Annotated in this window: 9 protein-coding genes and 1 riboswitch; of the genes, 2 read left to right on the top strand and 7 right to left on the bottom strand. The window is 68.2% G+C overall.

Features of this window, described 5'->3' with window-relative positions; genetic code table 11:
* Positions 1–35: 35 nt before the first annotated feature.
* The 7 genes from AMK21_RS34285 to thrC all read right to left on the bottom strand — a co-directional run bounded on the left by AMK21_RS34285 (position 36) and on the right by thrC (position 9,054).
* Positions 36–158, bottom strand: coding sequence for a keywimysin-related RiPP (locus tag AMK21_RS34285; protein ID WP_018511015.1), 123 nt, complete (start codon positions 156–158; stop codon positions 36–38).
* A gap of 592 nt (positions 159–750) precedes the next feature.
* Entirely contained in the window at positions 751–2,226 is a 1,476-nt protein-coding gene (locus AMK21_RS12040) for a stealth family protein (protein ID WP_234421908.1), read from the bottom strand.
* A gap of 242 nt (positions 2,227–2,468) precedes the next feature.
* Positions 2,469–4,112, bottom strand: a complete 1,644-nt coding sequence (locus tag AMK21_RS12035) for a stealth family protein (protein WP_234421907.1) — start codon at positions 4,110–4,112, stop codon at positions 2,469–2,471.
* Between the two features lie 780 nt (positions 4,113–4,892).
* Positions 4,893–6,515, bottom strand: coding sequence for a chaperonin GroEL (groL, locus tag AMK21_RS12030; protein ID WP_030566847.1), 1,623 nt, complete (start codon positions 6,513–6,515; stop codon positions 4,893–4,895).
* A gap of 303 nt (positions 6,516–6,818) precedes the next feature.
* Entirely contained in the window at positions 6,819–7,025 is a 207-nt protein-coding gene (locus tag AMK21_RS12025; RefSeq protein ID WP_003967346.1) for a cold-shock protein, read from the bottom strand.
* Positions 7,026–7,444: 419 nt separating this feature from the next.
* Positions 7,445–7,723 (bottom strand): MoaD/ThiS family protein, encoded by a 279-nt coding sequence (locus AMK21_RS12020; protein WP_073877051.1) that lies wholly within the window; start codon positions 7,721–7,723, stop codon positions 7,445–7,447.
* 35 nt (positions 7,724–7,758) lie between these two features.
* A complete protein-coding gene (gene thrC, locus AMK21_RS12015; RefSeq protein ID WP_073877049.1) occupies positions 7,759–9,054 on the bottom strand; it encodes a threonine synthase in 1,296 nt (431 codons plus the stop codon).
* 18 nt (positions 9,055–9,072) lie between these two features.
* Positions 9,073–9,200: riboswitch (SAM riboswitch) on the bottom strand.
* A gap of 153 nt (positions 9,201–9,353) precedes the next feature.
* Between thrC and AMK21_RS12010 the strand changes: the two genes are divergently transcribed.
* Entirely contained in the window at positions 9,354–10,304 is a 951-nt protein-coding gene (locus AMK21_RS12010) for a glucosyl-3-phosphoglycerate synthase (RefSeq protein ID WP_073877047.1), read from the top strand.
* Positions 10,305–10,406: 102 nt separating this feature from the next.
* Positions 10,407–11,810: an alpha,alpha-trehalose-phosphate synthase (UDP-forming) gene (locus AMK21_RS12005; RefSeq protein ID WP_073877045.1), complete on the top strand. Its 1,404-nt coding sequence runs from the start codon at positions 10,407–10,409 to the stop codon at positions 11,808–11,810.
* Positions 11,811–11,812 lie beyond the last annotated feature (2 nt).

Genomic DNA, 11,812 nt, shown 5'->3' with positions numbered 1-11,812 from the left:
GTTCTCACACCGTGCACAGGGAACCGGTCGGCGGATCAGATGATGCGCCGGACCCAGTACTCCTTGTACGAGCCGTAGAAGTAACCGGCGGTCTTCTTCGAGAAGTCGCCCTGCTTGAACAGCGACGGCTTCACGTAAGCCTTCTTCTGCTGCTTCATGACACCTTCCCTCCTGTGCGGTTGACGACCGTTATGCCCGACTGGCGGCTGCATAACTGGAGTTATTCATGCGACTGGTGTTCACCGGGTGAACACCAGGGCCATCATGTCCCGCTGCCGGGCCGGTACGCGTGATTCCGACTTACCGTGCGAAGTTGGCTGGATAGCGCGAGTGGGAAGGGCGCGTCCGCGACCGCCGGCCGCCCTATGGAGGTACCGGTCGGTCAGCATGGGTAGTCGCGCACCGACGCCGCAGCCCGGCTCAGTGCACTGGACCAATGCCTGCCCGTGTCCCTCGTACAAGGCAGTGAGCTGCCAGGAAATCGAACCGGCGGCGACAGGACGAAGGAACCAGGGCCGCACGCCCTCCCACGGCTCCCGCAGCGGCCGTATCCCACCGGGCCCGTGCGCTCCACCGGAAACCGGCATGCACGCGAGAGAGCACTGCCGTACAGGAATGAACGTTATAAGTAATCATTCGGCCAAGCCCTACTGCCGATCGACGGCAGCCGGGCTTGCTAACCGAGGCCGGACGCCCTGAGGCGTCGGGCGTGCTCAAGGCGTAAGGCGTTCTCAAGCGTCGGCGGAGACGTCACGATCGCTCGAAGCGGCTCGGGAAGGGGAACTTCCACTCCAGGAAGCCGTCCACGGCCCGCCGGATCGAGTCCCGGGCTGCGACAGCCGTGTCTACATCGTTGAGGCAGAAGAAGTCGACATCGTTGCGCTTCCTCAGTCGCGCGAGCCTCTCGTGCAGGTCCGGCCTGCCGACGTCGACGTACCGGAAGGAGTAGTCGCCGGGAACGGCCCGCCCGGTGAGGATCGCCCAGTGGTGGTGGAATGTCGCGGCCACCGCGACGTCCGCCGTCGAGCGGAACCGCGAGTGCATCGTGCGTTCGAGCTCAGGGAAGCCCGCTTCCACCATCTCCCGCATGACCGCGCGCGACTGAGGGTGCGGAGTGTGCAGGAACTTGTTCGTGATGAACCTGTCGTGTTGTTTCTGGATGACCCGACGCACGTTCTTGCCCGCGGAGTTCGGGGCCGGCTCAGTACTGTGCGGGAGGCCGAGACCCAGCTTGTACGGGGAGAACGGAATACGGGCGATGCCGTTGCCGTGGAAGAAGTGCTCGGCGCGCACGGGCCGGCCGAAGAACACGTCGTCGTTGAGATACAGATAGTCCTCGGAGAGCCCGTCTATCCGGTACAAACAGGTCTCGATGGCATGCGAGTTGAACACCGGGAGCGCCGACGCCGGGAGTATGTCCCGGTGGTCGACGACCGTGAGACCGGGGGCGTTCACATCGAGCCAGGACGGCGTCTGACCGTCCGTCACCAGATACACGTGACGAATGAAGCTGGCGTTCATCTCGAGCGACCGAAGGGAGTACCGCAACTCGTCGCTGTCGGTGTAGCGGGACATCCCGACTTCGCGGCCGGCGATGGCGGACGAGCCTTCCCGGTAGGCCTCCCGCTTGGCGGCCAGCTCCGGCTCGTTGCCGTCGACCCAGGTGTAGACCGCGTCTACGGCGAAGGAGACCTCTTCCACGGTCCGCTGGGCGAACGGCTGGAACGTCGGTATCTGCAAGCCGCCCACGGTGGCCGTCGCCGGCTTCTGAGCCTCCGACGGGACCACCTCTGATATGCGGTTGAGGCGAGGCGCGACCAACGACTCCGGAAACGTGTCCGTGAGCTCGCTGCCCGGGACGCTGAACCACAGCTTCCCGTCGTCGCCGGGGGAGCCGCCGGCTTCCTCGCCCTGCTGCCAGAACTCGATGTCGCAGCCGTCCGCGAACCCGCCCAGCACCTGGCCTTGCGGGCCGAGGTGGATCACGCCCATACGGAGCACCTCGGCCTCCCGGACAGCCTGGGGCAGCCGGCCGTCCGCACAGTGTCCGGCAACGGACAGGCTGTCACCCTGGTCCACGGCTCCGAGGTAGACAGGCGTCCCGGACAGCTCCCGGGTCGCTGCGTCCAGGAAGGCCGACCGGTACTTCCTCTCCACACCGACCACGTGCCGCAGCCAGTCGCGGCCCGGCACCAGGAAGTAGGGAATGCCGGCTGCCTCCAGCACGTCCGAGACGAGCTTCAGCGACTGAGCCGCAGCATCGGTGGAGACATAGCTTCTCGCCGGCGCGCCGAGAACATGGAGTCGCCCCACGACGACGGGGACCACGTCGGGACGAACCCGTCGCAGCGCGGCTCGCCGCCGGGAGACCCGAATGCGCCAGATCGGCGCGAGCGCCCCCCTCTCAACCTTGCGGGCAGCCCGTGTGCCTACGCGCCAGGCGCGTGAGGCCGTACTGCGTATGAGACTCATTCCCGCGTTCCATCAGGTCGCCTTTCGAATGAACTGGGAAACGGGAAATACTGCTCGAGGAAACTGTCCATGCGCATGCTGACTTCTTCGCGCTGGTCCGGAGAGACATCGACGTCGTTGAGGCAGAAGAAGTTGAACCGACGCGTCGCGAGAAGGCCGGCCAGCCTCTTGTCCGCGTCCTCTCGGCTGATGTTCACGTACCGGAAGCTGAACTTGCCGGGAATGCCCTTCCCGGTGATCAGCGCGTACTGGTACAGGAGGGGCGCGGTGAGCGCCACGTCCTGGGGCGAGCGGAAGCGCGACGCGGTCGTCCGGGCGATGTCCTCGGAGAACATCTCCTCCAGTTCCAGCAGCGTCTTGCGCTGCTGGGGAAGAGGCGTGTGCATGAAGTTGTTCGTGGTGAGCGCTCCGAACTTCTCCATCAGCAGTCGGCGCACGTTCTTGCTCGCGGAGTTCGTCGCCGTCTCTTCGGCGTGCGGCTTGCCGACACCGATCTTCAGCGGCGACACCGGAACCCTCATCACACCACTGGGGTGGAAGAAGGCCTCGGGCGTGACGGGGCGACCCACGAACACGTCGTCGTTGAAGTAGAGATAGTGGTCGGAGATGCCCGGGATGTGGTGCAGCCTGGTCTCGATGGCGTGGGAGTTGAACACCGGGAGGACGTCTTCGGGGAAGATGTCCCGGTGATCGACGACGGTGATGCCATCCGCGTCCGGGTCGAGCCAACTCGGCGTCTGCCCGTCGGTGACGATGTAGACGTTGCGCACGAAGGGCGCGTACATCTGCAACGAGCGCAGTGAGTACTTGAGCTCGTCGTGGCTGGTGTAGCGGGAAGCGTTGACTTCCTTGTCCAGGATCTCGGCGGTGCCTTGGCCCTTGTACCTTGCCCGCTTCTCGCGCATGGTCGGCTCTTCACCGTCCACCCAGGTGTACACGACGTCGACGGGGAACGTCACGTCGCCGATCGTGGGGACGGCGAACGGCGCGAACGTCGGTATGTCCCGGTCGCCGACCCGACGGCTCGCCAGTTCCTGCTCGGAGTTGGGAAGCACCTCCGCGACCCGGTTGCGTCGCGGCGCGACCAGCGACTGGCTGAAGATGTCCGCGGAGGCCTGCGGCTGGATCTTGGCCAGCTCTTGCTCCCCGTTCGGCCCGGCGATGAGGTCGGCCCCGCTCTTCCAGAACTCGACGTCGCACCCGATCTCGGGTCCACCGAGCACCTGGCCCGAAGGCCCGAGGTGGATCTCGCCCACCCGCAGCACCGAGACCGCCCGGAGGACCGACGGCAGCCTGCCGTCGAGATACAGAGCGGGCCGCTTCAGGAGGCGCCCCACCGTCGGCTGCCCGATGAAGACCGCCTTCCCGGCGTACTCCTCCTCCATCGCGTCGTGGAAGCGACCGCGGTCCGCTTCGTTGACGCCGATGGTGTAGCGGACCTTGGAGATGCCGGGGACGAGGAAGTAGGAGACACCCGCCCGCTCAAGCGCGCGGGTGGCGATCGCCAGGTTCTGCGCAGCCGCGTCGGCGGCCGAGAATCCCTGCACGACGCGCCCGTACAGCTCCTGGCCGTTCACCAGGACTCTGCGGACATCGGGCTGGTCGCTGACGGCCCTCCGCCGGTTGCGCGCCGAACGCATCCGCCATGACTGTTCCGCGGCCTTGCGTTGTACTCGCGGGCCCATTCTGCGTGCGAATGAACGAACAGTCACATTCTTTCCTCTCTACCGTCGGGAAGCCAGGGGGAGCCAGTCGTGACCTGAGTGCAATACCTCTGCCCGGTCAGGGACATCCGCCGCTTCCCACCCACCGCCCACTCGCCTGGCCGGCGTGCTTCAGCACGCCGAAGGATAGCCCGAAGCCGTCCTTCTACCGAACGGCAGTTTAACGACCGGCAGACAGTTCCAGTACCGTGCGCCCCGGCCTCCGAGGGGCGTCGCCACCGCGATGCCCCTGCCGCCCCGCGGCTGCCCTGGTCAGTGCACCGGCATCGGAGCGTCGCGGAGCACGCCGCACAGCCCTGACCGCCGTCCGCTTGCACCCGGGACAGTGACCTTTGTCGCACGTCGTTACCGCCGCAGGGCCGCCGGTCCGGCGCCCAGCAGGAACGGGATCATGTCGTAGCCGACGACCGTCCCCGAGTGCGCGTACCAGCGTCCGCCGTAGAACACCTGGGGCGCGGTGATCGCCTCGGGGTCGGTCCTTCCGTCGTGGGCTCAACCGCCGCCCGCGCCCCCGCGCGCCGCCCGGTGTCCGCCCCTGTGCCTGCCCCACCCCATCGCCGCCCCCGTTCGCGTACGCCCTGCCCCCGCACCCGTTGTTCCGGTTTGCTTCAGCGCCGACGCCACAGGGGCGGCACCTCCGGTGAGGGAGGTACCGCCCCTGTGGGACGTACGTGGAGCTTCGATCGGCAGGGCCGGTCAGAAGTCCATGTCACCGCCCGGCATGCCGCCCGGGGCGGCCGCGCCGGCCTTCTCGGGCTTGTCGGCGATGACGGCCTCGGTGGTGAGGAACAGCGCGGCGATGGAGGCGGCGTTCTGCAGAGCGGAGCGCGTGACCTTCGCCGGGTCGATGATGCCCTCGGCGATCATGTCCACGTACTCGCCGGTCGCGGCGTTGAGGCCGTGACCGATCGGCAGGTTGCGGACCTTCTCGACGACGACGCCACCCTCGAGACCACCGTTGACGGCGATCTGCTTGAGCGGGGCCTCCAGGGCGAGCTTCACGGCGTTGGCGCCGGTCGCCTCGTCGCCCGTGAGGTCGAGCTTGTCGAAGACGGCCGAGGCCTGGAGCAGAGCCACGCCACCACCGGCGACGATGCCCTCCTCGACGGCGGCCTTGGCGTTGCGCACCGCGTCCTCGATGCGGTGCTTGCGCTCCTTGAGCTCCACCTCGGTGGCGGCGCCGGCCTTGATGACGGCCACGCCGCCGGCCAGCTTCGCGAGGCGCTCCTGGAGCTTCTCGCGGTCGTAGTCCGAGTCGGAGTTCTCGATCTCGGCGCGGATCTGCTTGACGCGACCCTGCACCTGCTCGCTGTCACCGGCACCGTCGACGATCGTGGTCTCGTCCTTGGTGATGACGACCTTGCGGGCACGGCCGAGCAGGTCCAGGCCGGCGTTCTCCAGCTTGAGACCGACCTCCTCGGAGATCACGGTGCCACCGGTGAGGATGGCGATGTCCGCGAGCATGGCCTTGCGGCGGTCACCGAAGCCCGGAGCCTTGACGGCGACGGACTTGAACGTGCCCTTGATCTTGTTGACGACCAGGGTGGAGAGCGCCTCGCCCTCGACGTCCTCGGCGATGATCAGCAGCGGCTTGCCCGACTGCATGACCTTCTCCAGCAGCGGGATCAGGTCCTTGACGCTGGCGATCTTCGAGTTGACGATCAGGATGTACGGGTCGTCGAGCGACGCCTCCATACGTTCCATGTCGGTCGCGAAGTAGGCCGAGATGTAGCCCTTGTCGAAGCGCATACCCTCCGTGAGCTCGAGCTCCAGACCGAAGGTCTGGGACTCCTCGACGGTGATGACGCCTTCCTTGCCGACCTTGTCCATCGCCTCGGCGATCTTGGCGCCGATCTCGGTGTCGGCGGCGGAGATGGAGGCGGTCGAAGCGATCTGCTCCTTGGTCTCCACGTCCTTGGCCTGCTCCAGCAGAGCGGCGGAGACGGCCTCGACGGCCTTCTCGATGCCCCGCTTGAGGGCCATCGGGTTGGCGCCTGCGGCGACGTTGCGCAGACCCTCGCGGACGAGAGCCTGGGCGAGAACGGTGGCGGTGGTCGTACCGTCACCGGCGACGTCGTCCGTCTTCTTGGCGACCTCCTTGACCAGCTCCGCACCGATCTTCTCGTACGGGTCCTCGAGCTCGATCTCCTTGGCGATGGAAACACCATCGTTGGTGATCGTGGGCGCGCCCCACTTCTTCTCGAGGACGACGTTACGGCCCTTGGGGCCGAGGGTGACCTTGACGGCGTCGGCGAGCTGGTTCATCCCGCGCTCGAGACCGCGCCGTGCCTCCTCGTCGAACGCGATGATCTTGGCCATGTGAAGTGGTCCTCCCGGACAGGGGTGGATTCTCCGGACCGAGAGGCGCCCGCGACGGACGGCCTGCCTGCGTGGTGGTTCCTTGCCCCACCGCGCCTGCGGGCCTCACCGGCCCGGTCCAAGTTTCTGTCACTCTCACCTGGAGAGTGCTAACGCCAATGATTAGCACTCGACCCCCGAGAGTGCAAGCGCCTCAGGCCAGGGCCCGCCATACGGTCCCGGGACGCGCGTAGGGCCCGACCCCCTGATCCGGGGTCGGGCCCTACGCGCGTGAGTAGTGGTGTCGGACGGCAGCGCCGAGCTTCAGCCGACGGCGAGCTTGACCATGTCGGCCTGGGGCCCCTTCTGGCCCTGCGAGATCTCGAATTCAACTCGCTGACCCTCTTCGAGGGTGCGGTACCCGTCCATCTGGATCGCGCTGTAGTGGACGAAAACATCCGCACCACCGTCGACCGCGATGAAGCCGTACCCCTTCTCCGCGTTGAACCACTTGACGGTGCCCTGAGCCATGCCTAACTCCCCTATAACTGGCCCTTGCACGGGACCGCACTTCGCGGACCCGGGTCGGAACTCACCCTCCGACAGGAGAGGGTGCGCGGCGCCGCAGCGCGTCGACCGCGGCCGAATGTATCCGCCCAACTGCCCTCTGCAACAGGTCAATCGGACGAGAATTCTGGGCACAGGTGAACGCCCGAATATGCGGGATTGCTGAAATTTGCGGGCAAGTCGGGCCAGGCAAAGGCCACTTATGCCTCAAGAGGTTCACGCACTTTGGCTGCTTCTCATCGGGGCCGGGCGCATTCTCATATGCGGGCGGCACGCGCAGCGAAGGGGGCTTCCCCAACTCTACCGTGCTCAACCATGCAGAATTGCCCCCTCCGCTTTGTGTCGCGGAGAGGGCAACCGTTGTTCAGCCGAGGGCCGTCGGATCAGCAGCCGCCGGCCACGGCCGGGATGATCGAGATGCCGGCGCCGTCGGGCGTGGCCGCGTCCAGGCCGCCCTCGAAGCGCACGTCGTCGTCGTCGACGTACACGTTGACGAAGCGGCGCAGCTTGCCCTGGTCGTCCAGGACACGGGCGGCGATGCCCGGGTGGTCCTTCTCCAGCGACTCGATGACCTCGGAGAGCTTCGCGCCCTCCGCGGTGACCTCGGCCTGGCCGCCCGTGTACGTGCGGAGGATGGTGGGGATGCGGACCTTGACGCTCATGGCGGACGCCTTTCTGGCTGCTGCGGTCGGGGGGGTCAGTCGGAGGCGAGGCCCGCGGCGCGGAACGCGTCCAGGCTCGGCTTGATGGTGGCCGTCGCCTGCGAGGTCGCGGAGACCGCGTCGAGCGTCTTGAGCCCGTCACCGGTGTTCAGGACGACGGTGGTGAGCGACGGGTCGATGACGCCGGCCTCGATCAGCTTCCTCGTCACGCCGACCGTCACGCCGCCCGCCGTCTCGCCGAAGATGCCCTCGGTGCGGGCCAGCAGCTTGATCGCGTCGACGACCTGCTCGTCGTTCACGTCCTCCACCGCACCGCCCGTGCGGCGGGCGATGTCGAGGACGTACGGGCCGTCCGCCGGGTTGCCGATGGCCAGGGACTTGGCGATGGTGTTCGGCTTCTGGGGGCGGACCACGTCGTGCCCGGCCTTGAAGGCGGCGGAGACCGGGGAGCAGCCCTCGGCCTGGGCGCCGAAGATCCTGTACGGCCGGTCCTCGACCAGGCCGAGCTTGATCAGCTCCTGGAACCCCTTGTCGATCTTCGTCAGCTGGGAACCGGACGCGATCGGGATGACGATCTGGTCGGGCAGCCGCCAGCCGAGCTGCTCGCAGATCTCGTACGCCAGGGTCTTGGAGCCCTCGCCGTAGTACGGGCGCAGGTTGACGTTGACGAAGCCCCAGCCCTCGCCGAGCGGGTCGCCGATGAGCTCGGAGCAGAAGCGGTTGACGTCGTCGTAGTTGCCCTCGATGCCGACCAGCTCACCGCCGTACACAGCGGCCATGACGACCTTGCCCTGCTCCAGGTCGTGCGGGATGAAGACGCAGGAGCGCAGTCCGGCGCGGGCGGCGGCGGCGCCGACGGCACCGGCCAGGTTGCCCGTGGAGGAGCAGGAGAGGGTGGTGAAACCGAAGGCGCGGGCGGCCTCGACGGCGATCGCGACGACGCGGTCCTTGAAGGAGTGCGTCGGATTGCCGGAGTCGTCCTTCACGTACAGACCGCCGGTGACGCCCAGCTCACGGGCGAGGTTGTCGGCCTTGACCAGCTTGGTGAAACCGGGGTTGATATTGGGCTTCTCCGCGACATCGGCGGGAACCGGCAGCAGCGGGGCATAGCGCCAGATGTTGTCCGGTCCGGCCTCGATGCGCTTGCGCAGTTCCTCGGGGGAGCCGGTGGGCAGGTCGTACGCGACTTCCAGGGGTCCGAAACAGGACGCGCAGGCGAAAAGGGGGCCGAGCTCGAAACGCTCACCGCATTCGCGGCAGGAAAGCGCCACGGCGGGACCGAGGTCCACGGAAGCGGTGGTGGCATTACCTGCGATGGTCTGAACAGCCATGATGGCGGAGGCCCTCTCTCCTCATCTTCCTTGCAGCGCATTTCGCCACAAGACGGAATTGGCACCTTCCCCACCGTGACCTCGCGGTCGGTAGGAGGGTTGCCGGGACTTCAACGGGCCGTTCCCTCAGTCCCTCTGGATGAGCTCTATGGCACTGGATCTTCGATCCAGGCGTTTGTGTGCGGACGGACCCCGACATGCGACGGTCATCCGCGTTGTTCAAGACTGTAACCGAAGGACCGGACTGCTGAGATAGTCGTCCGAACGGCGAGATGGATCACATGCGAGGAGTGCCGACCGTGCTCGAAGAGGTGGAACGCTGGCTGGCCAGGCGTTCCTGGTCGTCCGCCGACCGCCCGTTGAACCGGCTCACCGACGCACGGGCCGCCGATCCTCACCGTACGTCGGTGAGCGTGGTGCTGCCCGCGCTGAACGAGGAGGCCACGGTCGGGGCGATCGTGGCGACGATCCGGCGCGAGCTGATGGAGAAGGTCCGGCTGGTCGACGAGTTGGTCGTGATCGACTCCGGTTCCACCGACGCCACCGCCGCCGTCGCCCGCGCGGCGGGCGCCCGGGTGGTCCACCGGGACGCGATCCTGCCCCGGATCCCGGCCCTGCCCGGCAAGGGCGAGGTGCTCTGGCGGTCGCTCCTGGTGACCAGCGGCGAGATCGTCTGCTTCGTCGACGCCGACCTCAAGGACTTCTCCGCGGACTTCGTCTCTGGCACGGTCGGGCCGCTGCTCACCGACCCCGCCGTGCAGTTCGTCAAGGCGATGTACGACCGCCCGCTCGGCGACACCGCAGGTCAGGGCGGCCGCGTCACCGAACTGGTGGCACGTCCCCTGCTCAATCTGCACTGGCCGCAGCTGGCCGGATTCGTGCAGCCGCTGGGCGGCGAGTACGCGGTCCGGCGGTCCCTGCTGGAGCGGCTGCCGTTCCCGGTCGGTTACGGGGTGGAGCTGGGGCTCCTCGTCGACGCGCTGCACACCGTGGGCCTGGACGCGCTGGGCCAGGTCGACGTCGGGGTGCGGCGCCACCGCCACCAGGACGGGCAGGCGCTGGGCCGGATGGCGGCGGCGATCTACCGCACGGCGCAGCTGCGGCTCTCCCGGGGCCATCTGGTGCGGCCGGCGCTGACGCAGTTCGAGCGGGGCGAGGAGGGGTTCGTGCCGCGCACCCATGCGGTGGACACGGAGGAGCGGCCGCCGATGCGGGAGGTCGAGGAGTACGCGCAACGGTGGGCGGCGTGAGGCGCGGGGGGGCTCCGGCGGCTCCGAGGCGCACGCGGGCGTCGTGGGCGCGTGAGGCTCCGAGGCGTTTGGGGGCTTCCCGAACGGGCTAGGTTCCGCTACATGGTCTCCGAGCACGCAACACCCTCCCCCGCCCCGTCCACCGCCCAGGTCCTCGTCGCGTCCAACCGCGGCCCGATCACGTACACGCTCGGCGAGGACGGGACGCTCGACGCCAAGCGCGGCGGGGGCGGGCTCGTCTCCGGGCTGAGCGCAGTGGACGACAAGCTGTGGGTCTGCGCGGCCCTCGGCGACGGTGACCGGGAGGCGGTGCGGCGCGGGGTCGGTGAGCCGGGCGTACGGATGCTCGACATCGACGCCGAGGTCCACGCCGACGCGTACAACGGCATCGCGAACTCCGTGCTGTGGTTCGTCCACCACCTGCTCTACCAGACGCCCGTGGAGCCGGTCTTCGACGCGGAGTTCCGGCGCCGGTGGGCCTCGTACGAGACGTACAACCGGGCCTTCGCCCAGGCGCTCGCCGAGGAGGCGGGGACCGGGGCGGCGGTGCTGGTTCAGGACTACCACCTGGCCCTGGTCCCCGGCATGCTCCGCGAGCTGCGCCCGGACCTGAGGATCGGCCACTTCTCGCACACCCCGTGGGCCCCCGTGGACTACTTCCGGCTGCTCCCCGACGACATCGGCGAGCAGCTGCTGCGCGGCATCCTCGGTGCGGACCGGGCCGCGTTCCTGACCCGGCGCTGGGCGGACGCGTTCATCAGCTGCTGTACGGAGATCCTCGGCGGGACGGGCCGGACCAGGATCGGGGTGCACGGGCTCGGGGCGGACGCGGACTTCCTGCGGCGGCGCTCGCAGGAGGCGGACGTCGACGAGCGCATGGAGGCGCTGCGGGAGCAGGTGGGCGAGGGCAGGAAGACGATCGTGCGGGTGGACCGCACCGAGCTGTCCAAGAACATCGTGCGCGGCCTGCACGCGTACCGGGCCCTGCTGGACGCCCACCCCGAGTGGCGCGAGCGCGTGGTCCACGTCGCCTTCGCCTACCCCTCCCGCCAGGACCTCGCGGTCTACCGGGACTACACGGCGGCGGTGCAGTCCCTGGCGACCGAGATCAACGGGGCCTACGGCACGGAGAGTTGGACGCCGGTGGTCCTCCACGTGAAGGACGACTTCGCCCGCTCGCTCGCCGCGTACCGGCTGGCGGACGTGGCGCTGGTCAACCCGATCCGCGACGGCATGAACCTGGTCGCCAAGGAGGTCCCCGTCGTCTCCGACCACGGCTGCGCGCTGGTGCTGTCGCGGGAGGCGGGGGCGTACGAGGAGCTGGGCGAGGACGCGATCGTGGTGAACCCGTACGACGTGGTGGGCACGGCGGAGGCGCTGCACGAGGCCCTGTCGATGAGCGCCGAGGAGCGGACCGGCCGCACGAAGCGGCTGGCGGAGGCGGCGACGGCGCTCCCGCCGCAGCAGTGGTTCCTGGACCAGCTGGAGGCGCTGCGGCAGGAGTGAGG

The sequence above is a fragment of the Streptomyces sp. CB00316 genome, from assembly GCF_001905595.1.
Taxonomy (GTDB): Bacteria; Actinomycetota; Actinomycetes; order Streptomycetales; family Streptomycetaceae; genus Streptomyces.
Note: the sequence above shows the minus strand (reverse complement) of the source record. Positions and strands in the feature narration are given on the sequence as shown.

What these genes read in the sequence shown, in the direction of transcription:
- AMK21_RS12025 (WP_003967346.1), bottom strand. Translation starts at nt 7,025, where the DNA reads ATGGCTCAGGGCACCGTCAAGTGGTTCAACGCGGAGAAGGGGTACGGC.
- AMK21_RS34285 (WP_018511015.1), bottom strand. Translation starts at nt 158, where the DNA reads ATGAAGCAGCAGAAGAAGGCTTACGTGAAGCCGTCGCTGTTCAAGCAG.
- AMK21_RS12020 (WP_073877051.1), bottom strand. Translation starts at nt 7,723, where the DNA reads ATGAGCGTCAAGGTCCGCATCCCCACCATCCTCCGCACGTACACGGGC.
- AMK21_RS12005 (WP_073877045.1), top strand. Translation starts at nt 10,407, where the DNA reads ATGGTCTCCGAGCACGCAACACCCTCCCCCGCCCCGTCCACCGCCCAG.
- thrC (WP_073877049.1), bottom strand. Translation starts at nt 9,054, where the DNA reads ATGGCTGTTCAGACCATCGCAGGTAATGCCACCACCGCTTCCGTGGAC.
- AMK21_RS12035 (WP_234421907.1), bottom strand. Translation starts at nt 4,112, where the DNA reads ATGCGTTCGGCGCGCAACCGGCGGAGGGCCGTCAGCGACCAGCCCGAT.
- groL (WP_030566847.1), bottom strand. Translation starts at nt 6,515, where the DNA reads ATGGCCAAGATCATCGCGTTCGACGAGGAGGCACGGCGCGGTCTCGAG.